Annotated in this window: 26 protein-coding genes; 13 read left to right on the forward strand and 13 right to left on the reverse strand. The window is 70.9% G+C overall.

Annotation, left to right across the window (positions count from 1 at the left end):
- Positions 1-37: 37 nt before the first annotated feature.
- The 3 genes from ACIBG8_RS40160 to ACIBG8_RS40170 are packed head-to-tail and all read left to right on the forward strand — an operon-like array spanning position 38 to position 2,891.
- Positions 38-1,237, forward strand: coding sequence for a cation:proton antiporter (locus tag ACIBG8_RS40160; RefSeq protein ID WP_397348459.1), 1,200 nt, complete (start codon positions 38-40; stop codon positions 1,235-1,237).
- Positions 1,234-1,602, forward strand: coding sequence for a phage holin family protein (locus ACIBG8_RS40165; RefSeq protein WP_397348460.1), 369 nt, complete (start codon positions 1,234-1,236; stop codon positions 1,600-1,602). Before ACIBG8_RS40160 ends, ACIBG8_RS40165 begins: the two co-directional genes overlap by 4 nt.
- Positions 1,603-1,607: 5 nt before the next feature.
- Positions 1,608-2,891 carry an aromatic amino acid lyase gene (locus ACIBG8_RS40170; RefSeq protein WP_397348461.1) on the forward strand — a complete coding sequence of 428 codons (1,284 nt, stop codon included), beginning with the start codon at positions 1,608-1,610 and terminating at the stop codon, positions 2,889-2,891.
- Here the strand turns inward: ACIBG8_RS40170 and ACIBG8_RS40175 are convergent.
- From ACIBG8_RS40175 to ACIBG8_RS40190, 4 genes are read right to left on the reverse strand one after another with little or no spacing between them, the layout of a single operon-like run.
- Positions 2,850-3,506 carry a hypothetical protein gene (locus ACIBG8_RS40175; RefSeq protein WP_397348462.1) on the reverse strand — a complete coding sequence of 219 codons (657 nt, stop codon included), beginning with the start codon at positions 3,504-3,506 and terminating at the stop codon, positions 2,850-2,852. The two genes, ACIBG8_RS40170 and ACIBG8_RS40175, sit on opposite strands and share 42 nt — an antisense overlap.
- Complete coding sequence (locus ACIBG8_RS40180; RefSeq protein ID WP_397348463.1) at positions 3,503-4,204, reverse strand: hypothetical protein; 702 nt, start codon at positions 4,202-4,204, stop codon at positions 3,503-3,505. Before ACIBG8_RS40180 ends, ACIBG8_RS40175 begins: the two co-directional genes overlap by 4 nt.
- Positions 4,197-5,327 carry an ATP-grasp domain-containing protein gene (locus tag ACIBG8_RS40185; RefSeq protein WP_397348464.1) on the reverse strand — a complete coding sequence of 377 codons (1,131 nt, stop codon included), beginning with the start codon at positions 5,325-5,327 and terminating at the stop codon, positions 4,197-4,199. The genes ACIBG8_RS40180 and ACIBG8_RS40185 overlap by 8 nt, the downstream gene beginning before the upstream one ends.
- Positions 5,324-6,247, reverse strand: a complete 924-nt coding sequence (locus tag ACIBG8_RS40190; RefSeq protein ID WP_397348465.1) for an NAD-dependent epimerase/dehydratase family protein — start codon at positions 6,245-6,247, stop codon at positions 5,324-5,326. Before ACIBG8_RS40190 ends, ACIBG8_RS40185 begins: the two co-directional genes overlap by 4 nt.
- Before the next feature lie 97 nt (positions 6,248-6,344).
- On the opposite strand from ACIBG8_RS40190, the gene ACIBG8_RS40195 reads away from it, so the two are divergent.
- From ACIBG8_RS40195 to ACIBG8_RS40215, 5 genes are all read left to right on the forward strand, one after another.
- Positions 6,345-7,346 (forward strand): GNAT family N-acetyltransferase, encoded by a 1,002-nt coding sequence (locus ACIBG8_RS40195; protein ID WP_397348466.1) that lies wholly within the window; start codon positions 6,345-6,347, stop codon positions 7,344-7,346.
- Complete coding sequence (locus tag ACIBG8_RS40200) at positions 7,343-8,323, forward strand: hypothetical protein (protein ID WP_397348467.1); 981 nt, start codon at positions 7,343-7,345, stop codon at positions 8,321-8,323. The genes ACIBG8_RS40195 and ACIBG8_RS40200 overlap by 4 nt, the downstream gene beginning before the upstream one ends.
- On the forward strand, positions 8,320-9,030 hold the full coding sequence (locus ACIBG8_RS40205) for a hypothetical protein (RefSeq protein ID WP_397348468.1): 711 nt from the start codon (positions 8,320-8,322) through the stop codon (positions 9,028-9,030). Before ACIBG8_RS40200 ends, ACIBG8_RS40205 begins: the two co-directional genes overlap by 4 nt.
- The gene (locus tag ACIBG8_RS40210) at positions 9,027-10,217 is read left to right on the forward strand and encodes a hypothetical protein (RefSeq protein ID WP_397348469.1); all 1,191 of its coding nucleotides are present in this window, start codon (positions 9,027-9,029) and stop codon (positions 10,215-10,217) included. The genes ACIBG8_RS40205 and ACIBG8_RS40210 overlap by 4 nt, the downstream gene beginning before the upstream one ends.
- Before the next feature lie 231 nt (positions 10,218-10,448).
- A complete protein-coding gene (locus ACIBG8_RS40215; RefSeq protein ID WP_397348470.1) occupies positions 10,449-11,414 on the forward strand; it encodes a DUF5937 family protein in 966 nt (321 codons plus the stop codon).
- Here the strand turns inward: ACIBG8_RS40215 and ACIBG8_RS40220 are convergent.
- Together ACIBG8_RS40220 and ACIBG8_RS40225 are read right to left on the reverse strand one after the other, a co-directional pair.
- Positions 11,366-11,908 (reverse strand): enoyl-CoA hydratase-related protein, encoded by a 543-nt coding sequence (locus ACIBG8_RS40220; RefSeq protein ID WP_397348471.1) that lies wholly within the window; start codon positions 11,906-11,908, stop codon positions 11,366-11,368. The two genes, ACIBG8_RS40215 and ACIBG8_RS40220, sit on opposite strands and share 49 nt — an antisense overlap.
- Positions 11,908-12,897, reverse strand: a complete 990-nt coding sequence (locus ACIBG8_RS40225; protein ID WP_397348472.1) for a zinc-binding dehydrogenase — start codon at positions 12,895-12,897, stop codon at positions 11,908-11,910. Before ACIBG8_RS40225 ends, ACIBG8_RS40220 begins: the two co-directional genes overlap by 1 nt.
- Before the next feature lie 71 nt (positions 12,898-12,968).
- Between ACIBG8_RS40225 and ACIBG8_RS40230 the strand changes: the two genes are divergently transcribed.
- Positions 12,969-13,274: a hypothetical protein gene (locus tag ACIBG8_RS40230; protein ID WP_397348473.1), complete on the forward strand. Its 306-nt coding sequence runs from the start codon at positions 12,969-12,971 to the stop codon at positions 13,272-13,274.
- On the opposite strand, the gene ACIBG8_RS40235 is transcribed toward ACIBG8_RS40230, so the two are convergent.
- Positions 13,264-14,256, reverse strand: a complete 993-nt coding sequence (locus tag ACIBG8_RS40235) for a LacI family DNA-binding transcriptional regulator (RefSeq protein WP_397348474.1) — start codon at positions 14,254-14,256, stop codon at positions 13,264-13,266. The genes ACIBG8_RS40230 and ACIBG8_RS40235 overlap by 11 nt on opposite strands.
- A gap of 185 nt (positions 14,257-14,441) precedes the next feature.
- On the opposite strand from ACIBG8_RS40235, the gene ACIBG8_RS40240 reads away from it, so the two are divergent.
- Both ACIBG8_RS40240 and ACIBG8_RS40245 read left to right on the forward strand, forming a co-directional pair.
- Positions 14,442-15,293, forward strand: coding sequence for an amidohydrolase family protein (locus tag ACIBG8_RS40240; RefSeq protein ID WP_397348475.1), 852 nt, complete (start codon positions 14,442-14,444; stop codon positions 15,291-15,293).
- Complete coding sequence (locus tag ACIBG8_RS40245; RefSeq protein ID WP_397348476.1) at positions 15,290-15,853, forward strand: cysteine dioxygenase; 564 nt, start codon at positions 15,290-15,292, stop codon at positions 15,851-15,853. The genes ACIBG8_RS40240 and ACIBG8_RS40245 overlap by 4 nt, the downstream gene beginning before the upstream one ends.
- On the opposite strand, the gene ACIBG8_RS40250 is transcribed toward ACIBG8_RS40245, so the two are convergent.
- Genes ACIBG8_RS40250 through ACIBG8_RS40260 form a run of 3 tightly spaced genes read right to left on the reverse strand, consistent with a single transcriptional unit; the run spans position 15,825 to position 18,656 of the window.
- Positions 15,825-16,871 carry a glycerophosphodiester phosphodiesterase family protein gene (locus tag ACIBG8_RS40250; protein WP_397348477.1) on the reverse strand — a complete coding sequence of 349 codons (1,047 nt, stop codon included), beginning with the start codon at positions 16,869-16,871 and terminating at the stop codon, positions 15,825-15,827. The two genes, ACIBG8_RS40245 and ACIBG8_RS40250, sit on opposite strands and share 29 nt — an antisense overlap.
- 19 nt (positions 16,872-16,890) lie before the next feature.
- Entirely contained in the window at positions 16,891-17,496 is a 606-nt protein-coding gene (locus ACIBG8_RS40255) for a hypothetical protein (RefSeq protein WP_397348478.1), read from the reverse strand.
- Positions 17,496-18,656, reverse strand: a complete 1,161-nt coding sequence (locus ACIBG8_RS40260) for a CynX/NimT family MFS transporter (protein ID WP_397348479.1) — start codon at positions 18,654-18,656, stop codon at positions 17,496-17,498. Before ACIBG8_RS40260 ends, ACIBG8_RS40255 begins: the two co-directional genes overlap by 1 nt.
- Positions 18,657-18,725: 69 nt before the next feature.
- Between ACIBG8_RS40260 and ACIBG8_RS40265 the strand changes: the two genes are divergently transcribed.
- Entirely contained in the window at positions 18,726-19,694 is a 969-nt protein-coding gene (locus ACIBG8_RS40265; RefSeq protein ID WP_397348480.1) for a LacI family DNA-binding transcriptional regulator, read from the forward strand.
- Here ACIBG8_RS40265 and ACIBG8_RS40270 read toward each other — a convergent pair.
- A complete protein-coding gene (locus tag ACIBG8_RS40270) occupies positions 19,660-20,826 on the reverse strand; it encodes an MFS transporter (protein ID WP_397348481.1) in 1,167 nt (388 codons plus the stop codon). The genes ACIBG8_RS40265 and ACIBG8_RS40270 overlap by 35 nt on opposite strands.
- Positions 20,827-20,884: 58 nt before the next feature.
- On the opposite strand from ACIBG8_RS40270, the gene ACIBG8_RS40275 reads away from it, so the two are divergent.
- Positions 20,885-21,874, forward strand: a complete 990-nt coding sequence (locus tag ACIBG8_RS40275; RefSeq protein WP_397348482.1) for a winged helix-turn-helix domain-containing protein — start codon at positions 20,885-20,887, stop codon at positions 21,872-21,874.
- Here the strand turns inward: ACIBG8_RS40275 and ACIBG8_RS40280 are convergent.
- Both ACIBG8_RS40280 and ACIBG8_RS40285 read right to left on the reverse strand, forming a co-directional pair.
- Positions 21,837-22,670 carry a carbohydrate ABC transporter permease gene (locus ACIBG8_RS40280; protein WP_397348483.1) on the reverse strand — a complete coding sequence of 278 codons (834 nt, stop codon included), beginning with the start codon at positions 22,668-22,670 and terminating at the stop codon, positions 21,837-21,839. The two genes, ACIBG8_RS40275 and ACIBG8_RS40280, sit on opposite strands and share 38 nt — an antisense overlap.
- Positions 22,667-23,548, reverse strand: a complete 882-nt coding sequence (locus ACIBG8_RS40285; RefSeq protein ID WP_397348484.1) for a carbohydrate ABC transporter permease — start codon at positions 23,546-23,548, stop codon at positions 22,667-22,669. Before ACIBG8_RS40285 ends, ACIBG8_RS40280 begins: the two co-directional genes overlap by 4 nt.
- Positions 23,549-23,671: the final 123 nt, after the last annotated feature.

Below are 23,671 nucleotides of genomic sequence, written 5' to 3' on the forward strand. Positions count from 1 at the left end.
GTGACTACAGTGAGTGACGAGTGGGCACATAGCGTTCATGTCCGATCATCAGCTGACGAGCATCCTGCTCATCGCGGTCGCCGCGGCTCTGGCGCCCGTGATTTCCGCGCAGGTGGGGAGGTTCGTCCGGGTCCCAGGCGTGGTCCTGGAGATCCTGCTCGGCGTGGTGTTCGGGCCCGTGGTGCTCGGCTGGATCCAGGTGAGCGACATCGTCGAGGCGGTCTCGCAGTTCGGCCTGTCGATGCTGATGTTCATGGCCGGTTACGAGATCGAGTTCCGCCGGATCAGGGGCGCGCCGATCAAGCTGGCGACCATCGGGTGGTTCGTCTCGCTGGGCATCGGGCTGACGTTCGGCCTGATCGTGTCGGGGTTCACGCTGACCGGGCAGGTGGTCGGGCTGGCGGTCACCACGACCGCGCTGGGCACGATCCTGCCGATGGTGCGCGACGCGGGCGCGCTGCCGACGCCGTTCGGCGGGCGGGTGCTGGCGATCGGGTCGCTGGGCGAGTTCGGGCCGATCGTGGCGATGGCGATCATCTTCTCCGAGGACGAGAAGTGGCACACGTTCGTGCTGATCGGGGTCTTCGCGCTGATCGCGGTGGGCGCGGCGGCGATGGCCTCGCGCAAGCGCCACCCGGTGCTGGCCAGGATGGTCACGGCGACGATGGGCAGCAGCGGGCAGCTCGCCGTACGGATCGTCATGGTCGTCCTGGTCTTCATGTTGTGGGTGGCCGAGGCGTTCGGGCTGGACGTCCTGCTGGGCGCGTTCGCGGCGGGCATCGTGATCAGGCTGGCGATGGACGCGGGCCCGCACATCGAGGAGCGGGTGGTCTCGTCCAAGCTCGACGCGATCGGCTTCGGCTTCCTCATCCCCTTCTTCTTCGTCGTCAGCGGCGTCAAGCTGGATCTCAAGGCGATGTTCGCCGATCCCATGAGCCTGCTGTTCATCCCCACCTTCCTGGCGCTGTTCCTGCTGGTGCGCGGGCTGCCGACCTTCCTGCTGCACCGCAGGGACCCGGAGCTGCGCCCCGGAGAGTCCAAGGCGCTCGCCCTGTTCGCCTCGGCGGCGCTGCCGCTGATTGTGGTGCTCACCAACACCGGCGTCGAGGCGGGGGCGCTCAAGACCAGTACGGCGGCCGCCATGGTCACCGCCGGCGTGTGCAGCGTGATGCTTTATCCGCTGATCGCGCTGGGCCTCTATCGGATTGCTGATCAGAAATGCGAGGATGCCGTGTGAATTTCATCTTCAGAATCCTGGGAGCGGCGGTCGCCTTCTGGGTGGCCATGCAGATCCTGCCGGGCATGACCATCAACGCGGAGGGCTCCAAATACTGGGGCACGCTGCTCGTGGTCGCGCTGATCTTCGGTGTGATCAACGCCATCGTGAAGCCGATCGTCGAGGGGCTCTCCTGCCTGTTCGTGATCCTCACGCTGGGGTTGTTCCTGCTCGTCATCAACGCGGCGATGCTGCTGCTGACGAGCTGGCTCGCCGGGCAGCTCAACGTCCCGTTCCACGTCGACAACTTCTATCCGACCGCCTTCTGGGGCGCGATCATCATCAGCGTCGTCACCTGGGTGCTCGGCCTGTTCTCGCGCGACTGATCCAGATGGAACTAGACGGCACCGGGCTGACCTGCGCGCAGGTGCACGAGGTCGCCCACGGCGGCGCCCGGGTCACGATCGGCTCGCCCGATCGGGCCCGGACCGCCTGGCTCGCGGCCCAGCAGCTCACCGGTCCCGTGTACGGCCAGACCACGGGCGTCGGCGCCAACAAGGATGTCGACGTCGACGAGGGCGGCCTCGACCTGCTGCGCAGCCACGCGGGCGGCGCGGGCCCGCTCGTGTCTGAAGAGCGGGCGCGGGCGATGCTCGTCGTCAGGCTCAACCAGCTCCTCGCCGGTGGTTCCGGCATCGATCCGCGCATCCTGCCCGTCCTGGCCGAGGCCATCAACAGCGGGCACACCCCGCCGATCAGGACCTATGGCGCGATCGGCACCGGCGACCTGACCGCGCTCGCCACGACCGCCCTCTGCCTGCTGGGCGAGAAGGAGTGGCAGGGCCCGCACTACCCGCTCGCCAGCGGTGACGCGTTGCCGTTCATCAGCTCGGGCGCCGCCACGCTGGCCGACGCTGCGCTCGCCGTCCACGCGATCACCGCGTTGTTCGAGGCGGCGATCGAGGTGGCCGTCCGCAGCTTCCTCGCCGTCGAGGCCTCGCCCGAGCCCTTCGCGCAGGCCGTACAGCTGGGTGAGGGTCAGGCCCACGTCGCCTCCCGGCTGCGCGCGGTGCTGCAGGCGTCCGGGGCGAGGGTCCAGGATCCGTACGGCTACCGCGCCTTCGCCCGGGTGCACGGCGCCGCGATCGAGGTGGCGCGGCGCGCCGGTCAGGTCGTCGAGACCGACATGAACGCCGCTGCCGAGAACCCGCTCATCGCCGACGGCCTGGCCTGGCACAACGGCAACTTCCACGCGGCGGGAGTCGCCCTGGCGCTCGACTCGCTGCGCGCGGCCGTCGCCCAGACGGCCCAGCTGTCGGCCGCGCGGCTGGCCACGCTCATGGAGCCCGCCTACACCGGCCGCCTCCCCTTCCTGGCCGGCAAGCCGGGCGGCTCCGGCGCCATGATCCTCGAGTACGTCGCCCAGGACGCCCTGGCCGAGCTGCGCCACCTGGCCACCCCGGTCACGACGGGCACGGCGGTCATCTCGCGCGGCACCGAGGACCACGCCAGCTTCGCCACCCAGGCAGCCAGGTACGCCCTGCGGTGCGTGGAGCCGCTGGAGATCGTCCTGGCCTGCGAGCTGGTGGCCGCCACCGAGGACCTCGGCGCCGACCGGCCCCTCGACGGCGACCTAGACATGGCCAGACGCCTTCTTCGCGCCGAATCGCCGTAGCGGCACCACCAGGGCGAGTACGGCCAGCAGGACGTGCACGCCGATGAAGATGTACGCCTCCTGCCGCGTGGCCACGTGGCCGAGGCGCACCGTGATGTGGTGCGCCCAGTCCCACACCTCGGGAACCCCGTCCAGCCTGCGGTTCATCAGGACGGCGACCAGGTCCTCAGCGCCGGAGAGCTGCAGCAGCGTGGTCGCGGCCCCGATCCGCAGCACCCCCTCACGCGTCCCGCCGCCGAGCCGGTAGCTGAGCGCCAGCCCCACGATGAGGAACGGCACGAACACCACGACGTGCAGGTAGAGCGCCTCGAATCCCAGGGTCCCGTCCTTCATGTCCAGCGCGATCATGAACGTCTTGGGCACGAAGTAGCACAGGAACGCCAGGAAGATCAGCGGCAGCGCGACCAGGTGCAGCCTGAGCCGCCTGGCCCACTCCACGTCCAGCCACGCGACCGCGACGCACGCGGCGAGCTGCGGGGTCACCTTGACCAGCAGCTCCCACAGCGAGGTGATCTCCCGCTCGTAGGGGATGACGAAGCGCACGAGCCCGGCCAAAAGGACGGCGAGCGCCGCGGCCGGAAGGGCGACGCGGTTGGCGCGCCAGAACGAGGTCAACGATCGGCTCCCTGCTCGAAGATGGGGGTCCCGTGCTCGGCGCAGGACGCCAGCCTGGTCTGGCCCGGGTCGTCGGGAATCACCGCGACCAGGGTGGGCCGCCTGGAGCGCAACGCGGTCAGCGCGGGCGGGTGGCCACGGGCGTGGAAGCGCCGCCACAGCAGGTGGATCCGGCCGCACGGGGCGCGGGCGGCGAAGTAGCCGAGATGCGGGTCGTGCACCAGGTCGCCGTCCGCTGCCTGGCCCAGGGTGACCCTTCTCAGCAGGGTCACCTCGACCCCGGCCAGCGGTGGAGCGGACTCCCCCACGACGACCACCCGGGTCGCCCGGCCCAGCGCCTCGGCGTTCAGCTCCTGCCGCCTGGTCTCGTCCACGACCTTGGCGTCCTCGGAGAGCAGCACGCCGTACCCGCGCCGGTCGAGCACCGCCCGCCGTACCTCCAGAACGGGGAGGCCGCGTGGAGCACCGGCCACCGCCAGCGCCTCACGCAGGGAGTCCCCGATCCACAGGCTCGGCTCGCGGGCCGGGTCGAACGGGCGGGCGAAAGGGCACAGGCGGTGCTCCTGACCGGCGAGCGCGGCCGACGGGACGGGCACCGGCTCGTCGAGCACCCGACCGGCGGCCACCCACTGGTCGCGGTAGAAGGGCACGCGGGCGAAGGCGTGCCTGACGACCCGCCGATAAGCCCGCTCAGACATCGACCTGGACCAGCCGGTCCACCTCCGCCAGCGCCCCGGCCAGCGCCTCGGCGCTCTCCGCCGAGGCCAGCACGTAACCGAGCTTGGCCCGGCACTCGGTGTACGGCACGACGTGGTCGCCGGGCACGGCGGCCACGACCACGTCGGCCACCTCGGGCAGCGCCACGACCTCCGCCAGCCCGCGGATGCCGGTCAGCGTGCCCTCGGACGGCGAGCGGAGCACCCGCACGGCCACGTGCCTCGGCGGTTTGGGGTCGAGGCGCGGCCGCTCGCCGATCGCGAGCAGCACGGCCGCCTCGACGGTGTCCACCCCGTACATGAGGCCGAGCGCCTCGCCGAGCCCGTTGCCGCCGATCCTGGCGCCGATCTCGATGAGCACGACCTGCCCGCCGGAGAGGAACAGGTCGGCGTTGAGCGGGCCGTCGCGGTAGCCGAGCTCGGCGCAGACCAGTTCGAGCTGCCTGACGACCTCCGCGTCCTCCCTGGGCGACATGTCGTGGCCGATGGCCACCACGCCCGGCGGCGCCGTGACCCGCTCGCTGAGGCCGAGCAGCACGATCCTGCCGTCCTGGAGGAACGCCTCCGCGCACAGGTCGAGGCCGGTCACGACCTCCTCGACGATGACGCGCCCGGTCGGCGAGACCAGGGCGGCGTGCTCGACCGCCGCGGGCACCTCCTCGGCCGTCGAGCAGATGGTGATGCCGCGCGAGCTGCCCGAGTCGACCGGCTTGACGATCACCGGGAAGGCCGGGTCCTGGTCGTCGTACCGGGGGCCGGGCAGCCCGAGCCGCGCGCAGAGCGCGCGGAAGTACGCCTTGTCCGTCGAGGCGTGCAGCGCGGGCTCGCTCAGCGGGCAGGGCAGGCCGAGCAGGTCCGCCAGCTCGTACAACGACGGCAGGTTGATGTCCGTCCCCGGCGCGATCACCCCGGTCAGGCCGCCGCGCGTGTGCAGCGCGTCGGCCAGTGCTGGCACGTCACGGGTGCTGAGGTGCAGGAACTCGTCCGCCTCGCGGACGCCGGGGGCATCGGCCCGCATGTCCACGCAGATGGTGCCGATGCCGAGGCGCCGGGCGGCGCGGAAGGTGCTGATCGTACCGTCCGAGCCGCCCAGAACGACGATCACGGCGACTTCCAGTGCATGCCGCGGCTCTCGATGAACCAGTCGATGGTCTTGGCCATGCCCTCGTCGAGGCTGACGAGGTCGGCCGGGTCCATGCCGACCAGGCGCAGGCTCTCGGTGTCTGCCGTGACCGCGGTGTCCGGCGTCTCGCCTGGCCGCATCGGCAGGTCGACGATGGGGACCCGCTCGTAGCCGCGTTCCACGCACAGGTCGATGATCAGCGTGGCCACGTCGCGGATGCTGGAGGAGGTGGTGGGGCCCACCTCGACGACGCGGTCCAGCTTGTCCGGCGTCTCCAGCGCGGCCACCAGGCCCTTGGCCACGTCGCCGACCCACACCATGTCGGAGATCTGGGTGCCCCCGCCGTACAGCTCGACCGGCATCCCGGACAGGGCGCGGCAGACCACCGCCGGGGTGATCTTCCGCACCTTCCCCGCTGCGAACGGCGGGGCCGCCTGCTGGCGCGGGCCGTACGCGTTGACGACCCTGACGCAGTTGACCTTGGTGCCGCGGTGCGCGTTGAACATGCGGGTGAACCGCTCGACGGCGGTCTTGGAGATCGAGTAGCTGTTGTCCATCCAGTGGTTGCCGACGCAGATGTAGACGCCGGGAAGGTCGTACTGCGCCACCGCCTCCAGGAAGTTGAGCCCGCCCATCAGGTTGGTCTCTGCCGCTGGTCGCGGGTTGGTGATGGTCTCCTGGGTGCCGAGCACGGCGGCCAGGTGGATGATCGCGTCGGCGTGGGCGGCCAGTTCGGTCATCGCCGTGGCGTCCCTGATGTCGCCGCGCATGACTTCCCACGGCAGGTTCCCCGTGCCGCGGTCCCTGTGGTCGAACACGATCGGCTCGTGGCCTCGTGCCGCCAGTTCCTCACAGACGTAACGGCCGATGAAGCCGTTACCGCCGGTAACTCCAACCTTCATGTCACTCCTCGGTACGAGTGAGAGGCGGGGCGGATATTGCGGATTGACGCTTCAGATCCAATTTGTGATGATCTCTCCAGTCAACAGGGAGACACGGGTGAATTTCGAAATATTCGACCCCTGTCGGGACGCGGAGCCGGAAGATTGGGAAGCCTTCCGGAAGGCGGAAGGCCTGACGGCCCTCTGGGCGTACGACGTCATCGCCGCCGCCTCTCGCGACTCGTGGGCGCCCCCTCTCCTGGCCGTGGCGCGCGAGGCGGGCGCGATCGTCGGCGCGGTCGGCGCCGTCTACCTCGGACTCCGATTACCCGGCTCGGCCCGCGCCCCCAGACCGCGCAGGGAACCGATCGTCCTGGACGTGCGCCTGCCCGCGCATTCCTACGGCCCGACCTGGCACTTCCGTACCGGGGTGCCGGTCAGGGAAGCGCTGCGCCTGTTCGAGCGGGCAGCGGCCAAGGAGCTCGGCTGGGGCCTGGCCGGGGTCACCTACCGCATGCTGACCGAGCCAGAGCACGTGGCGAGGCGCGGCGCGATCCTCCGCGACTCGCCTGGCGGCACGATGATGCCGATCCGGTGGAGCTCGGTCGACGGCTGGCTCGGCTCGCTGGACAAGAAGAGACGGTCCGAGTTGCGCAGGCGCAGCAGGCGCATCGCCGAAGAGGTGGCGGTGACGGCCGCGTGGGCGCGCACCGATCTCGACGCGGCCGAGATGGCCGAGATGAACCGCAAGCACACCGAGCGCCTGGCCGTACGGCACGACCCCAGGTCCCCGCTGCCGCCCGACTACTTCGCCAGCCTGCTGGGCCGCGACGACGTCTACGTGATCTCCTACCGGGACGAAGGGCGGCTGCTCGCCTACTCCATCGTGTTCGACCACGAGACCTCGCCGCTGCACGGCACCTGGGCGGCGCTGCGTCCTGAGGAGGGCGGGCGCAGGCACCTGTACTTCGACGCCTATCTGCAGGCCCTTCGCCGCGTGACCGAGGACGGCAAGAAGGAACTGCACGGCGGCAGAGGCGTGGTCGACATCAAGCAGGAGCTGGGCTTCGGCTACGTGCCGATGAGCTTCGCCGCCGTCCCCCGCTGGTCGATGGGGTGAACGCCACGCTGCAGGTCCTCGACCCCAGGCACGACCCGGAGCCGGACGACTGGGAGCGACTGCGTCTCGCCGCCGGCCAGTGCGTGACCTGGCGTTACGACCTGCTGCGCGCCTACGCGTGGGCGGCGCAGGCGCCCGTCCTGGTGACCGTGCTCAGGCAGGACGGCGTCGCCGTCGGCGCGGTGTCCGTCTCGCTGCGCGGGATCGCGCGGCGCAGGGGCGTCTACGCCGACCGCCGCGGCCGGGTGGGGGTGCTCGACGTGCACGCACCGGCCAACAGGTCGCTGAAGGGCTGGTGGTTCGCCGGGGAGCAGCGCCCCGAGCTGCTGCGCGACTACGTCGGCGGGATCAGGCGCGAGCTCGGGCCCGGCTGGCGCAGCGTCGTGTGGCGCGAGGTGTCCGACGGCGAGGAGCTGCCGGGCCCGGCCAGGCTGAGGCTCCCCACCGCGCCGCTGGCCAAGCTGGCCGTCCCGTGGGCCGACCTCGACGGCTGGTACGGCACGCTGGACCGGCCACGCCGCGACTCACTCAGACGGCGCGCACGCGGATTCGAGGGAATCGTCCGCGTCGGGCCCGCACGCGAGCTGGTCACCGCTGCCGAGGTCGCCGAGCTGCGCGCGATGAACGACCTCAAGTACCGCAGCAGGCTCGTCCCCACGGCCCCGCTGCCCCTGCCGTACCTGGAAAGGCTGGTCGGCGGTGACGAGGTGATCGCGATCGCCTACCGGGGCAGGCGGCTGCTCGGGCTGTCGCTGATCCTCGACCACCCCTCCTGGCCGGTCTGCCTGAGCTGGGGCGCGCTCGCGCCCGAGGACGGCGGGCGCAAGCACCTGTACTTCGACGGCTACGTGCGCATGGTCGAGTGGGCGATCCGCGCCGGGAAGGCCGGGCTGGTGCTGGGCAAGGGCCAGGCCGAGGTGAAGAGCGCGATCGGCGCGGCGCTGGTGCCGTCCTCCGCGCTGTGGGCGCTGCCATGACGTGCGTCCAGTGCGGCCACCCGCATCCGCACCGCATCGGGCGGCGGCGCTACTCCTGCCGCGAGTGCGGCGCGGTCTTCCGCCGGGGCGCGCCGCGCGACCCGTACGCCTCCACGGACGGCGATCCGCTGGCCGCGTACATGCCCGCCCGCATGGTCAGGTGGGTGCGTGCGCAGGGCGAGGCCTCCAACACCCCGGACCGGGTGGCGATGGCCCGCTGGTACAAGGGGTTCGACGCCTTCGTGGCCAGGGCGCGCGCCGACGCCGCCGAACGCGCTGACTTCGAGCGGCTGAGCGAGGTGCCGCTGGAGGACCTGCCCGCCAAGCCGCCCGCGTTCCCCCAGGTCTGCGCCGCTCTCCACGCGTCCTGCTACTCCACCGACCTGGCGGTGGCCAAGGTCGGGCACGCCGAGCGGGTCGGACACGCGCGCGCCTGGCTGGCGACGGCCGGGCGCTCGACCACCTGGCTGGAGGCGCGGCCCGCGGACGATCCGCCGCACGACGCGGTCAAGGAGCTGCTCCCGCTGCCTGAGTCGTTCGACGCCGACCAGGTCAAGACGCTGTTCTCGGCGCTCTTCCAGGTCGAGCGGGGCCCTTCGCTGCCCGGCGTGCTGGCGCTCGGCGCCGGGCCGATCGAGCGGGCGCTGGCCGCGTTCCTGGAGACGGGCGAGCGGCCGCTGCTCGACGCCGTCCGGGCGTCGTTGTGACGACCGCCGCCACCGTCTCTCACCGCATCGGGGTACGCAGGCTGCTCGCGCTGCTGGGCGGGCGTGCCACCTTCCGCCTCCTGCTGTACGGCTCGGCCGGGATCCTGGTCGCCGCGTGGAGCAAGGACGACTTCAACCGCTACGCCGCGGTGATGGGCGCGGTGGGCTGGTTGTGCATGCTCGTCCAGTCGGGCACCGAGAAGGCGGCGCTCAAGCTCATCCCCCGTGCCCGCCGTACGCGTGACCAGCTCGCCGGGATGCTCAGGGCGGTCGTGGCCTACGTGCCGCTACCGTTCACGCTCGCCGCCGTGGTGGCGCTCGTGGTCGCGCCGGGCGGCACGGTGACGCTCTACCTGCTGGGCATCGCCTACTACGTCACGCTCGGCTGCGGGAGCCTGGGCGTCGCCGTGCACCGGGCGCTGGGCAGGTACACCAGGGACACCGTGCACTTCGCGCTGCTCGGGGTCGGCATGGTGATCATGGCGTGGGCGGCCTTCGCCGTACCCGTGCGGCCGGTCGGTTACCTGGCCGGGCTGCTGGCGCTGACGACCGCGCTCAACCTCTCCCTCCTGCCAGGACTTCCCCGTACGGCCAGGCCGCGGCGCTCGCTGCGCACGCTTCTGGCCGGGACGGTCGTGCTGATGGGCGTGGCGGACGTGCTGGCCAACGCCATGATCGGGACGTTGTTCGTCGAGCTGTCGCTGACCGTGCACGCTGGACAGAGCGGTGATCTTTACCTGGTGGTGCTCGCGTGGGGCTTCGCCGTCTCGGTGATCTACACGGTGCAGCGCATCTACCAGCCTCGGCTGTCGGTGCTCATCGCGTCCGGGGGGTCGGGGGCTCGGGCGCTGGGGCGGCGGGTGATCGGGGTGGCCGGGTGGGTGAGCGCCGTCTGGCTGGTGGCCGGGGGTGCGGCGATCGTGCTCGGCCTGTCGGGGCTGGTCGGGCTCGGCTGCCTGCTGGCCACGCTCCTGCCGTCCATCGGGCTGGTCAGCTTCGGGGTCTTCGTGCTGGAGAACTCGGGGGAGGACGGGTTGCGCAGCAGCGTGAAGGCGGTGGTGCTGGCCCTGGTGGTGGTGACGGCGGTCGGCGCGCTGACCGTCCCGTTGTACGGCGCCGCGGGGGCGGTCTACGCGCTCGGCGCCAACCCGCTGGTGATCGCACTGGCGCTGAGGAGGGCGGGCTGACCCTGAAGAGCTCGAAGGCCCCCAGCAGGCGAAGGACCTCCAGCGAGCCAGGGACCTCAGGGGCTGAGGACCTTTCAGGCAAGAGCCGCCCTTTGGGGCTGCGGACCCGTGGGGTGAGGACCTCTGGGGTGGAAAGGGTGGGTTGACTCGTGGGGTTGGGTACGGGTCATGTCTGGGTTTTGGCGCGAATTGCGGGCGTGATGGAAAGATCCCCCGAAGTACGGTGACCCCATGATCGAGATGCACCTCCACCCCTCCGACCACGGGCTGATCAGGTTCGGCACCTCCCCCATGCAGGAGACCGCCCTCTCCCTGGGCACCCTGGGCACCCCCATGCACCGGGCCTGGGAGGAGTGGGCGCGTCCCGCCATCGAGGCGCTCGACCTCCACTGGCTCCCCCTCCTCTGCGGCACCGGCGACTGGGTGCCCGACTTCCTCACCCCCGCCCCCACCCGCCGCGACATGGACTTCCACGACGAGCTCAAAACCCTGGGCACCACCGCGCCACAAAGAGTGAGAGCGAACATCGCCGCAGCCTGGGAAGGCAAGGCTCTGCCGTACGAGATGAGACGGCTCGTCGACGATCCGGAAAGGCACCTCCCCGAGGTGGTCGCCGAGCTGGCCGCCTATCACGAGGCCGTCATCGAGCCCGTGTGGCCGCGCATCCACGGGCTCCTCGAAGCCGACCTCGACCACCGCGCACACAAGATCACCACAGGCGGCCTCGTCGCCGTCTTCGCCGACCTGCACGACCGGGTCGCCTACCGCGGCGACCGCATCGAGCTCACCATGCCCTGGAACTGCAAGCACTACCTGCACGGCATCGGCGTCCTCCTGGTCCCGTCCGCGTTCCTCTGGCCGAAGCTCGCCACCATCCCCGACCCGCCCAACCAGCCGATGATCACCTACCCGGCCCGCGGCATCGGCGACCTGTGGTCCGGTCTCACCACGAAGACCACCGAGGAGCCCGCCGCCGCCGCGCTCCTCGGCAGGAGCAGGGCGCTGATGCTCGCCCAGCTCGACCTCCCGATGACCACCACCCAGCTCGCCAGGCGGCTGGGGCTCAGCGCGGGAGCGGTCAGCGAGCACCTGGGCATCCTGCGCCGCAGCGACCTGGTCACCTCCCACAGGACCGGCCGCCAGGTCTTCTACCAGCGCACCACGCTGGCCAGCGCGCTCCTGCGGCAAGCCAGCTGAGTCGCGACCTCCAGCGCCCTGCCGTCCGCCACCACCCGCCCGACCAGCCCGATCTCCAGAGCCTCAGCCGCCCCCACGACCCGCCCGGTGAGCAGCAGGTCGAGCGCGCGGCCGTGGCCCACGAGCGCGGCGAGCCGCCGCCCGCTCTGCCCTCTTTCCATGCGCCGCTCGACGAAGGAGAACCGGGCCGAGGCGCCCGCGACACGCTCGTCGCACCACAGGGCCAGCTCGAACCCGCCGCCCAGCGCCCACCCCTCGACGGCGGCGACCGTCGGCTTGCCCGACGGCACGAACCGCCAGTCGAGGTCGGCCCCCGCGCAGAAGATCCCCCGCGCGCCGGTCAGCACCAGCGCGTCCGCACCCGGATCCGCGTCGAACTCCCTGAAGGCGACGTCCAGCTCGTCGGCCATCCTGGCGTCGACCACGTTGTGCGCCCATGGCCGGTCGATCGTGACGAAGCTCGTGTGCCCGACCCGCTTGTGCCGTACGGCCATCAGCGCACCGCCACGAGCTTGCGCCCCTGCTCGGGGATGGCGTCCGGCAGGTCGTCCCAGTCGACCGTGTCCGACCACACCTCCGACGGGACGATCCTGCGGCTCGCCACCAGCCTGGCCGCGTCCTCGACGTACGGCCTGGCCCCCAGGAGCCCGGCGTGGAAGCTGACCCCCAGCCCGTAGGCCATCCAGCCGGGCAGCGGCACGTCGTCGTAGTGCCCGATGCACACGATGACGCCGTCGGGCGCCAGCATGAACGTGCCGACGACCAGCCCAGGCCAGTCCGGATGGTCGGAAACGTCGATCACCCGGTCGAACACCCCCAGCTCGGGCCCAGGCCGCTCGGCGACCAGCGTCGCGCCGAGCCGGAGGGCCAGGTCGCGGTTGCCCTCGTCGGAGTCGACGTAGACGAGCCCGCGCAGGCCGTACGCCCTGGCGAGCTGCAGGATGTACAGCCCCTGGCCGCCCCAGCCGAGGATGAGCATGCGCCTGGCCGTCAGGTGCGGCATGAGCACCGCGACCGCGACGGCCAGCGCGTCGGCCGCCGAGACCAGCTCGGCCGGGTCCCCGGCGGGCGCGCGGACGAGTTGCGCGTCCGCGTACGGCACCCTGACCAGGTCGGCGAAGAGCCCGCCGACGTCCGCGCACACCGGGAACCCGTACGCCGCGGAGGCCGCGCAACGACCGGTGCGCCCCTCCAAGCACCGGTCGCATGCCCCGCAACTCACCTCCCATGGCACGATCACCGTGTCGCCGACCTCGACCCCCGTCACCTTCTCCCCCGCGTCGACGACGACGGCGACCGCTTCGTGACCCATCGCGTATGGTCCGGGCAGCGGAAACCTGCCCTGCACGACGAGCCTGTCGCTGTCGCAGGTGGCGGCCGCGATCGGCCGCACCAGCGCCTCGCCCGGCCCACGCAGCCTGGGCTCGGGCACCTCGCGCCACTCCAGCCGTCCTGGCTCGAGGTAGAACAGCGACTTCATCATGGGCAGATCTCACCAAGTAGGGTGATCTTCCGACAACGATTAGCTTCTGGCCGAAACCTCGGAGTCCTCCCATGAGCCAGCGGACCCTCTACGTCTGGGCGCTCATCGGGCTGGGTTCCTACGTCTTCTGCGCCGCGCTGGCCGGGTTCGTCGGGCTGTTCGTGCTGTTCGACAGCTTCGTGGGGCAGGGGCTGCGCGGCTACGGCAACTCGGTGGCCGCCGTCTGCATCTGGGCCGCCTTCCTGCTCGGCTCGCTCGGCCTCGGCATCGGCTGGATCCGCTCGAAATCACACCAGCGGCAGGGGTTCGCGCTCGGCCTGCTCGTCGGCCTCGCGATCACCGCACTGCTGCTCCTGCAGCACTTCGTCAGCTGGTGAGCGCCCGGATCGAGGTGCGCTCGCGCAGGGTCGGCTGCTGGACCACCCGGCGCCGCCTGGCTCCGCCGTCGGCGGCGGCCACCACCAGACGTACGGCGGCGCGGACGATGCCGTCGATGTCCCAGTCGACCGTGGTCAGCCCCGGGGTGAGCAGCGACGACATCGGGTGGTCGTCGTAGCCCATCACCGACACGTCGCCGGGGATCGACAGCCCGAGCTCGGACGCCGCCGCGTAGACGCCGTAGGCGATCGAGTCGGAGAAGCAGAACACCGCGCTCGGCCTGCTCTCGGAGAGCACCCGGTGGGCCACCTCGGTGGCGGCGGACAGCGCGAAGGGCGCGGTGTCGACCTCGATCTCCAGCCCCAGCCGCTCCCCCTCGGCGATCACGTGCACGTCGGCCGGGCGGTCGGGGGTGCGCTGCCCGGTGGGCGTGAGCACGGCGATGCGCCGGTGCCCGAGCGAACGCAGGTGCTCCAGCGCCAGCGTCACGCCGCGCCGGTTGTCGAAGACGACCTCGCCGGCCGTGCCCTGGATGGAGTCGCCGATCGCGACCACGGGCACCGACTCGCACAGCTCGGGCCAGAACGCGGCCGCCGGGTCGACCGGCTGCACGATCATGCCGTCGACGCGCTGGTCGCGCAGCTGCATGGCGAGCTTGCGCTCCAGCTCGGGGTCGCCGACCGAGTCGAGGATCAGCGCGTAGCGCTCCTTGGCCCGCAGGCCGCGGCCGATGCCCACGGCCAGCGACTGCTGCCACAGGTCCTCGAGCGAGCCGCAGAGCAGCCCGATGGTGCCCGTCTTGCCGCTGGCCAGGGCCCTGGCGATGGGATCCGCCTCGTAGCCGAGCTCGGCAGCGGCCGCCCTGACCCGCTCGATGGTCTCTTCTGAGACCTGCAATCCGCGCAGCGCGTAGGACACCGCGGCCGGTGACAGGCCCGTGGCCTGCGCCACCTCTCGGATCGTGGCTCGTTTGCGAGGCATCGGTCCAGCCTATTGTGTGCGGCCGACAGTCCGGTGGACCCATTGACATATGGGCTTGTGAAGCGGTTCACTGAACCGTATCACTGAAACGGTTCACAAGCCTAGGCTGAAACGCTTCACGTTCAGACTTTCGCAGGTGGCAGGTTTACCTATAAAGTGAGTAGGAAATAGAGGGAGGTGTGGCCATGACCATCGACGTGCACCAGCATCTGTGGACCCCCGGGTTCGTCGACGCGTTGCGCGCCCGCACCAGCCCGCCGTACCTGGACGGCTGGACGCTGATCCTCGACGGCGAGCCCCCCTACGAGGTGAACCCGGCCGACCACGACCCCGCCACGCGGGAGACGGGCGAGCTGGCGCTGGTGTCGCTGTCGAGCCCGCTCGGCATCGAGTTCCTGCCGCCGGAGGAGTCCTGGCCGCTCATCGACGCCTTCCACTCCAGCGACCTACCCGGAAATTTCGGGATGTGGGCGTCTACCTGCCACAGCGAGATCGACCCCGAGCGCCTCGCCAAGGATCTCGACCGGGGCATGGCCGGGCTGCAGATCCCGGCGACAGCCGTACCGGACGACCGGCTCCTCGAAGTGCTGACCGACCGGGACCTCCCGCTGTTCGTGCACCCTGGACCGGCCGCCACATCACAGGGCCCGTCCTGGTGGCCCGCCGTCGTGCCGTACGTCCAGCAGATGCACGAGTCGTGGCACTACTTCCACGCCGTGGTCAGGCCCAGGCATCCCAGGCTGCGCGTCTGCTTCGCGCTGCTCGCCGGGCTCGGCCCGCTGCACTCCGAGCGGCTCAACGCGCGCGGCGGCGGCACCCGCGGCCTGGTCGACCCCGGTTTCTTCGTCGAGACCTCCAGCTACGGCCCGCGCGCGATCGACGCGATCGTCCGCGAGCTCGGCATCGACGTCGTCGTCAACGGCTCGGACGCCCCCTACGCCACCGCGCCCGAGCTCGGCATGGGCGCAGCAGCAGAACACGCCATCCGCTTCACCAACCCCCGCCGTCTATTGGGCAGAAAGGAGTCCGGAAAGTGAATGCTCTACCCGAGCGCGCTCTCGACAGGAGGGAGCTGCGGGATCTGGTGAACGAGCTGGCGGCCAACCCGGCCGAGTGGCAGGACCAGGTGCAGTTCCCCGAAGAGGGCGGCCGCCACTACGCCTCGCTCTACCGCGACTCCTACGTGGACGTGTGGCTGCTGTGCTGGCGGCCCGAGGACGACACGGGCTGGCACGACCACGACATCTCCTCGGGCGCCGTGCACGTGGTGCAGGGCGCGCTGCTGGAGTGCAACCCGCGCATCGGCGGCGAGCACCTGGAGACCGTGGTGTCGGAGGGCCAGTCGTTCTCCTTCGGCCCCGACCACATCCACCGGCTCAACGGCGCGGTGGACCACAGCGTCTCCATCCACGCCTACTCGCCGCCGCTGTGGCGCCTCGGGCAGTACTCGATCGACGACACCGGCCTGATGCGCCGCGTCTCGGTCAGCTACGCCGACGAGCTGCGCCCTATCGACGAGGTCACGGGAGCGAGCGCAGCGAGTGACCCAGTAAGCACAGCACTTGTCGTCACGCGGCCGACGAAGGAGGTCGCGTGACGACCGCGCGTCCCATTCCCGGGTCGTCGCAGAACGCGCCGTCGATGCCGAGCTCGACGAGCCTGCCCAGCCAGCCCATCACGTCGCCGGTCGCCCGCCCGTAGACCGGGCTCGCCGGGTTGCCGCGCCGGTAGTCGAGGGGCAACTGCGCGTTCTCGTTGCGTACGGTCCACACGTGCACGTCCAGCCGCCTGCGGTGGGCGTCGGCGATCAGCGTGGTGGGCGGCAGCAGGCGCCCGTCAGGGCCGACGGGCACGACGCGGCGGGTGTCCACGCCGATGCCGTTGGCGTAGGTGGCGACCTCGCGCAGACCTTCAGGCGTCACCATCGGGTCGTAGGCGGGCGCGGTGGTCATGAGCTGGATGAGCGGCAGCCTGGTCTTCGACCTGAGCTCGCGCAGGTTGGCGGCCTCGAACGACTGGATGAACGCCTTGCGCACGTGGTAGCGCTCGAGGATCTCCAGCAGCGGCTCCTCCAGCGACAGCCCGACGGAGTCGAAGTAGGAGGGGTGCTTGGTCTCCGGGTAGACGCCGACGCCGCTCCGCTGGGCGAGCTGCACGACCTCCTCGAACGTGGGGATCTCGGCGAGCCCGTCGAAGGCGGTGTTGTCCGGCCGCAGGTCGGGGATGCGCTCCTTGGCCCGCAGCGTCTTCAGCTCGGCGAGCGTGAAGTCCTCGGTGAACCAGCCCGTCATCGGCACGCCGTCGATGGTCTTGGTGGTCCTGCGGTCGGCGAACTCGGGGTGCGCGGCCACGTCCGTGGTGCCCGAGATCTCCGGCTCGTGCCGCGCCACCAGCACGTGGTCCTTGGTCGAGACGAGGTCGGGCTCGATGTAGTCGGCGCCCAGCGCGATGGCCGCCTCGTAGGACAGCAGCGTGTGCTCGGGCCGGTGGGCGCTGGCACCGCGGTGCCCGATGACGACCGGGTCACCGCCTCTGCGGTGGTCGGCCTCGGCTGGGACTGGTTGGATCAGCACGACGGCGACGGTAACACCGGCTAACAACCTGCGCATGGTCATGCGCGCACGTTAAACCGCCTCAGTTACGCGCGAAAACACAGCAGGTGGAGCACGGTTCAACATCCGGCAGCGTGATCCACAGGCAGCACGTCCTGCGGAAGAACCCGTCCGGCGCAGGGGTGATCAGCCCGTCCAGCCCGAGCTCGCGCAGCAGCCGCATGTAGTCGCCCGGCACGATCGACGTCAGCGGGTGCGCGAACGCCTCGGCCGTCGACCCCCACAGCGTGCGCTCCCCGATCCTGAACAGCTTGGAGACGACCTCGACCAGCGGCGCCTGCTCCTCCAGCGAGACGCCGCCCCACTCGATCCGTGAAGCCCCGATCGTCACCCCGGCGGGCGACGACTTCACGTAGGTGTCGGCCAGCCGCATGACCGGGACCCTGCCGTCGATGGCCCAGCCGAGCGCCATCGGCAGCGAGTGCCAGTAGGTGTAGGTCTTCCACCACAGCGCCGCGCCGACGTGGCGCGGGGCGTTCCAGCGCGTGGCCGTCTCGTCGACCAGCTCCAGCAGTGGTCCGTACGGCTCGCGCAGCAGCTCGGTCACCGGCGTCCAGGACGCGTCCGGCTCGATGACCAGGCCGGGCGCCACGCCGGTGCCCACCCGCTCGAGCGTTCTGAACAGCACTAGCCCACCCTAACCGGGCGGCCGGCCATCCATCCGGCCACGGTCTGCACCAGGCAGCAGGCCAGCCCGGCCAGGAGCGGCACCGTCCACCCGCCGGACTCCTGGCGCAGGACACCGATGACGAGCGGTCCGACGGCGGCCAGCACGTATCCGGCCGACTGGGCGATCGCCGACAGCGCCGTCACCGACGACGGGTCGGGCGCGCGCAACGTGATGATCAGCAGCACCAGCGCGAGCGAGGCGCCCTGGCCCACGCCGAGCACGATCATCCACAACCACGGCACCGTGGTGGGCACGAGCAGCATCCCCAGGTAGCCGGCGATCGTCAGCACGGCGGCCACCACCACGTGCGGCGCCTGCGAGGCGCGCCTGCCCGCGTGGACCGGCGCGCCCAGCGTCCCCACGACCTGGGCGAGGCTGGACAGGCTCAGCAGGTATCCGGCCTGCTCGGCGGAGACGCCCGACTCCTGGAAGATCGTCGGCAGCCAGGCCAGCATGATGTAGAAGGTCAGCGACTGCAGCCCCATGAAGACCGTGATCTTCAGGGTGACCTTGCTGCGCAGCATGGCCCTGAAGGGGCGCGGGCCGTTGGCGGGCGACGGCTGGCGGCCGAACGCCTGCGGCGCCCAGAGCAGCGCGGCGAGCACGGCCGGGATGGCGAGCAGCGCCGAGACGCCGCGCCAGCCGTACCCGGTGGCGTGTTCCAGGGGGATCACCGCGGCGGACGCGGTGGCTGCGCCGATGACCAGCGCGGAGACGTACACGCCGGTATAGGCGCCGACCTTGGTCGGGAAGTGCTGCTTGACCACGCCGGGCATGGCCACGTTCATGACCGCGATCGCGGTGCCCGCGACGGCCGCGCCCGCGTAGAGGGCGACCACGCCGTCCAGGCTGCGCAGCACGATGCCGAGCGCGAGCACGAGAAGACCGGCCAGGAGGGTGCGGTCCAGCCCGACCCTGCGGGCGAGCAGCGGCGCGACCGGGCCGAAGACGCCCAGGCAGACCACCATGACCGTGGTGATCGCGCCGCCCCCGGCAGGGGTGAGGCCGACGTCCTTCATGATCTCGTCGAGCAGCGGGGAGACCCCGGCGAGGGCGGGGCGGAGGTTGAGAGCGGCCAGAACGATCCCGGCCACCAGCAAGGCAGATCTCAGCGACATAGGGGGTTAACTCTCCCACCTGCTGACAACGTTGTCTTGTTGGGAAATGATCCAGGGGTGAGACCCACGATGAAGGATGTCGCCTCTGCGGCCGGCGTGGCGCTCAAGACCGTCTCCAGGGTGGTCAACGGGGAGCCAGGCGTGCACCCGACGACGGCCGAGCGGGTACGGCAGGCCATCGAGAGCCTCGGCTACAGCCGCAACGAGAGCGCCAGGGTGCTCAGGCAGGGCAGGACCGCCACGATCGGCCTGGTCATCGAGGACGTCGCCGACCCGTTCTACTCCGGGCTGAACCGGGCGGTCGAGGACGTCGCCATCACGCACGGCTGCCTCGTGCTCAGCGGCTCGTCGGCCGAGGAGCCCGCCCGCGAGCGCGAGCTGGTGCTCACCTTCTGCTCGCGCCGGGTCGACGGGCTCATCGTGGTCCCGGCCGGCGACGACCACACCTACCTGCGCTCCGAGCTCGACGCGGGCACCCCGGCGATCTTCGTGGACCGGCCGCCAGGCCCGGGAATCGACGTGGACACCGTGCTGAGCGACAACGCGGGCGGCGCGGCGGCGGCGGTCGGCCACCTGCTCGCGCACGGGCACCGGCGCATCGCCTTCCTCGGCGACTGCCCCTCGATCTACACCGCTGCCGAGCGGCTGACCGGCTACCGCGCGGCCATGGGCGGGCTGATCGACGACCGGCTGGTCGCCATGGCTGCGCCAGAGCTGGTCAGGGTGCGCGCCGACCTCGACCGCATGCTGGCGCTGCCCGACCCGCCGACGGCTGTGTTCACCGGCAACGGCAGGCTGACCGTGACCGCGCTGCGCGCCCTCGGCGGGAGGCGGCTGGCGCTGGTCGGGTTCGACGACTTCGAGCTGGCCGACCTGCTGACCCCGGGCGTCACCGTGATCGCCCAGGACCCGATCGGGCTCGGCAGGGTGGCCACGGAGCTGCTGTTCCGCAGGATCGGCGGCGACCACGGGCCGTCGGAGCAGATCCAGCTGCCCGTGCGGCTCATCGCACGCGGCTCAGGAGAACTGCCCCCATGATCATGCCGACCGCGCCGGACACCGCGATGGCCACGTGCGGACCGGCCAGCTCGCCGAGCCCGCCGATCAGCGCGGCGCCGACCGCCTGTCCGGTCATCAGGCCGGCCGACAGCAGGCCGTACCCCTGGCCGCGCACGTCCTCCGGGATGGCCTCCAGGAAGCGCCGCTGCAGCCCAAGCCCGTAGGACAGCCCGGACGCCGCCAGCGCCGCGAGCACGGCGGCGACGCCCAGGCCCGGCATGAAGACGAAGGCCAGCCACGGCGCGCCCATGCACACCGCGATCGGCAGCGACAGCCGCTCGCGCGTCGCCGGGCTGACGAACCTGCCCACGACGAACTCGCCGATCGCCATCCCGATCGCGGCCGACGCCAGCACGAGGCCCGCCTGGCCGGTGCCGCCCAGGTAGGGGACGATCATCGCCTCGGCCCCCGCCAGGCACATCGGCGGCACCCACTGCGCCAGCAGCAGCGTGCGCACCCGGGTGTCGGTGAACAGCCGGCCGTTCACCCGGAGCGTGCTGCGGACCGCGCCGTGGCGCTTCTCACCCCGCGCCCTGCTGTACGGCAGGCCGTACCTGAGCACGAACGCGGCGACCGCGCTGAGCCCTGCCGTCACCGCCAGCGCCCCGCTGGGACCGGTCAGTGCCAGGAACGTGCCGCCCACGGCCATCGCGGCCACCTGGGAGCTGGCGGACACGACGCCCATCAGCGAGCGGGCCAGCACGAACGCGTCGCCGGGCAGCACCTCGGGCAGCATCGCCGACCGGGCAGCGCCGAAGACCGGCGCGAACAGCCCGGAGACCAGCACGAGCGCCAGCATCGCCCACACCGGCAGCCCGCCGAAGGCCAGCAGCAGGCAGACCACCACCCTGACCACCTCGCCGGTGACCATCAGCGCCCGCGACGGCAGGCGGTCGGCCAGGGACAGCAGGAACATCCCGCCGAAGATGTAGGGCAGCCAGCCGGCCATGTAGGCGGTCGCGGACAGGCCCGCCGAGCCCGTGCTGGTGTAGACGAGCACGGACAGCGCCAGCATCTTGACGCCGTCGCCGACGATCATCAGGGCGAAGCTGGCGAAGAGCACCTTGAACTCTTTTACGGCGAACACCTGGCTGAAGGTGGCGGTTTCCATGTCACTGATGCTGCTGATCGAGGGCGTTGGGGGCGATTCCTTCGGATATAACCGAAACATGTTCCGAGTCGCGGTCACCCCGCAGGACATCGTCGCGAGCAGGTTCGCGATCTCCCCGCTGATCGAGACCATGCACGCGCTCCGGACGCTGGACGGGCGGGCCGAGCCAGGCGTGCACCATCAGTGGCTGGCCAAGTGGCGCGGGCCGTTCGCGGAACTCGAGCGCCGCCACCCCGCCCTGCGCGCGATCGCCGTGATCTCCGGCAACATGGGGCCGGGCAACGTCGACTTCATCGCGCCGCCGCCGACCGGACTGAGCGTGCCGTTCGAGGTGGAGCTCGCCGCGATGCGCGCGACGCCGGTGGAGCAGGCGCACGCCGAGATCGCCAAGGTCGGGGTCAGGCCGGGCTGGATCCGCGACCTCCTGCTCGGCCCTGACGTGGTGCAGGTGCTCGCCGACGCCTTCGAGGCGCTGTGGACGGAGATCGTGTCGAAGAAGTGGCCGCGGTTCCAGGCGATCCTGGAGCGTGAGGTGATCATGCGCGCCGGGCAGCTGGCCACCTACGGCTGGGCCAGGGCGCTCGACGACATCAGCCCGCACGTGCGCTGGCGGCCCGAGGGGATCATCGAGCTCGACCTGCGCTCGCCGGACCGCGACGTCAGCCTGGACGGCAGGGGGCTGCTCTTCCTGCCGTCCGTCTTCGACTACCGGCTCGGCGCCTTCCTGTCGAAGGAGTGGCCGTACGCGCTGGTCTATCCGGCCAGGGGCGTCGCCGCTCCCGTCCCCGACTCGAATTCCGGGCTTTCGGGGCTCATCGGAAGGAGCCGGGCGCGCATCCTGACCGAGCTCGCCGTACCGGCCACGACCACCCAGCTCGCCGGGCTCCTCGGCCACAGCCTGGGTACGGCCGGCGGCCACGTGGCCGCGCTGCGCCGGGCCGGGCTCATCGCGGGCACCCGCACCGGACGCAGCGTCCTCTACGCGCGCACGCCGCTCGGCGACGCGCTGGCTAGCCCTTCAGCGCCCCTGCCATCAGGCCGCGCATGAAGAACCGGCCGAGCAGGATGTAGATCACCATCGTCGGGATCGACGACAGGATCGCCGCGGCCATCTGCTGGCTGTACGGCGTGGCCTGGGCGCCGGCGATGTTGTTCAGCATGACCGTGGTCGGCCAGCTCGTCGGCCCGGTGAGGAAGATGGCGAACAGGAAGTCGTTCCACATCGAGGTGAACTGCCAGATGATCACCACCGCGATCGCCGGGCCGGACACCGGGAGCACCACCGACCAGTAGGTGCGCAGCATGCCCGCGCCGTCCACCCGCGACGCCTCGATCAGCTCGGTCGGGATCGTCACGTAGTAGTTGCGGAAGATCAGCGTGCAGATCGGGATGCCGTAAACGACGTGCGCCAGCACCAGCCCGGGGATCTGCCCGTAGAACAGGTGGGTGCCGGTGAGGTCGTTCAGCGACGCCATGAGCTGGACCAGCGGAATCATCACGCCCTGGTAGGGGATGAACATCCCGAACAGGAACAGCGTGAACAGCAGGTCCGCGCCGGGGAAGCGCCACTTGGACAGCACGTAGCCGTTCATCGAGCCCAGCGCGCACGACAGCAACGACCCTGGTACGGCCAGCAGCACGCTGTTCCAGATGCCGGGGGCGAGCTTCTCCCACGCCACCCGCCAGGCCTCGAACGTCCAGACCCGCGGGAGGTTCCACGCCTGCGACGGGTCGGCCTCGGTGAGCGGCTTGAAGCTGGTGACCAGCAGGACGTAGATCGGGACCAGGAAGACCACCACGAGGATGATCAGCAGCCCGAACCTGACCGTTCTCGAAAGGCTCACGGCCGCCTCTCCTTGCGTACCGACCAGACCAGGTAGGGCACCACGAAGACGGCGACCGACAGCACGATGTAGGAGGCGATGGTCGCGCCCTTGGCCGGGTCGTGCGCGTCGAAGACCGCCACCCACATGAAGACCGCGGGGACGTCGGTGATGATCTGCTTGCCTGACACGGCGACGATGAGGTCGAACACCTTCAGCGAGATGTGGCCCAGGATGATCAGCGCGGACAGCGTGACCGGGCGGAGCATCGGGAGCACCACGTGCCGGTAGACGCCCCATTCCGAGGCGCCGTCGACCCTGGCCGCCTCGCGCAGCTCCTCGGGGACGCCGCGGAACCCGGCGAGGAACAGCGCCATGACATATCCCGACATCTGCCAGACGGCGGGGAGGGCCATGGCGGCCATGCCCCAGTCGGGGTCCCTGAACCACGCCCACTGCGGGAGCCCCACGGCGTCGAGCAGCCTGTTCAGACCTACGGCACGCTCGCCGGTGCCGGAGTTCATCAGCCAGCGCCAGACGATGCCGGTGGCGACGAACGAGATGGCCATGGGGAACAGGTAGACGGACCTGAACGTGCCCTCGCCCCTGATGCCCTTCTCCATGAGGAACGCCAGGAACCAGCCGAGGACCAGGGCGCCCACGACGAAGGTGACGGTGAACACGATCGCGTGGTTCACCGACAGGTGCCATCGGGGTTGGTCCCAGATGTCGACGAAGTTCTTCAGGCCGACGAACTTCCCCTCGGACACCTCGTCGTGCTTGTCGGTCATCGCCAGGCGGAAGTTCCAGCCGAGCATGCCGTACACGAACACGCCTATGGCGATGATCGACGGTGTCACCAGGAGCAGCCCGGGCAGCCAGGTCCTTGCCCGCCTCACAAGCATCCTTCCTCATCCTTCTGGGAGGACCACCCACTCACGAAAGGACCTTTCGCGAGAAGCCCCCTGTGGCGGGGCCTTTGGGGTGAGCCCCCTCCACGAGCCCTTCCTCGCACCCCCCGC

This window comes from Nonomuraea sp. NPDC050556, from assembly GCF_044457355.1.
Classification (GTDB): Bacteria; Actinomycetota; Actinomycetes; order Streptosporangiales; family Streptosporangiaceae; genus Nonomuraea.

Bases quoted from the DNA above. Each gene is read 5' to 3' on its own strand.
- ACIBG8_RS40160 (WP_397348459.1), top strand. From the start codon at position 38: ATGTCCGATCATCAGCTGACGAGCATCCTGCTCATCGCGGTCGCCGCG.
- ACIBG8_RS40170 (WP_397348461.1), top strand. From the start codon at position 1,608: ATGGAACTAGACGGCACCGGGCTGACCTGCGCGCAGGTGCACGAGGTC.
- ACIBG8_RS40180 (WP_397348463.1), bottom strand. From the start codon at position 4,204: ATGTCTGAGCGGGCTTATCGGCGGGTCGTCAGGCACGCCTTCGCCCGC.
- ACIBG8_RS40190 (WP_397348465.1), bottom strand. From the start codon at position 6,247: ATGAAGGTTGGAGTTACCGGCGGTAACGGCTTCATCGGCCGTTACGTC.
- ACIBG8_RS40205 (WP_397348468.1), top strand. From the start codon at position 8,320: ATGACGTGCGTCCAGTGCGGCCACCCGCATCCGCACCGCATCGGGCGG.
- ACIBG8_RS40215 (WP_397348470.1), top strand. From the start codon at position 10,449: ATGATCGAGATGCACCTCCACCCCTCCGACCACGGGCTGATCAGGTTC.
- ACIBG8_RS40220 (WP_397348471.1), bottom strand. From the start codon at position 11,908: ATGGCCGTACGGCACAAGCGGGTCGGGCACACGAGCTTCGTCACGATC.
- ACIBG8_RS40225 (WP_397348472.1), bottom strand. From the start codon at position 12,897: ATGATGAAGTCGCTGTTCTACCTCGAGCCAGGACGGCTGGAGTGGCGC.
- ACIBG8_RS40230 (WP_397348473.1), top strand. From the start codon at position 12,969: ATGAGCCAGCGGACCCTCTACGTCTGGGCGCTCATCGGGCTGGGTTCC.
- ACIBG8_RS40235 (WP_397348474.1), bottom strand. From the start codon at position 14,256: ATGCCTCGCAAACGAGCCACGATCCGAGAGGTGGCGCAGGCCACGGGC.
- ACIBG8_RS40240 (WP_397348475.1), top strand. From the start codon at position 14,442: ATGACCATCGACGTGCACCAGCATCTGTGGACCCCCGGGTTCGTCGAC.
- ACIBG8_RS40250 (WP_397348477.1), bottom strand. From the start codon at position 16,871: ATGACCATGCGCAGGTTGTTAGCCGGTGTTACCGTCGCCGTCGTGCTG.
- ACIBG8_RS40260 (WP_397348479.1), bottom strand. From the start codon at position 18,656: ATGTCGCTGAGATCTGCCTTGCTGGTGGCCGGGATCGTTCTGGCCGCT.
- ACIBG8_RS40265 (WP_397348480.1), top strand. From the start codon at position 18,726: ATGAAGGATGTCGCCTCTGCGGCCGGCGTGGCGCTCAAGACCGTCTCC.
- ACIBG8_RS40270 (WP_397348481.1), bottom strand. From the start codon at position 20,826: ATGGAAACCGCCACCTTCAGCCAGGTGTTCGCCGTAAAAGAGTTCAAG.
- ACIBG8_RS40275 (WP_397348482.1), top strand. From the start codon at position 20,885: ATGTTCCGAGTCGCGGTCACCCCGCAGGACATCGTCGCGAGCAGGTTC.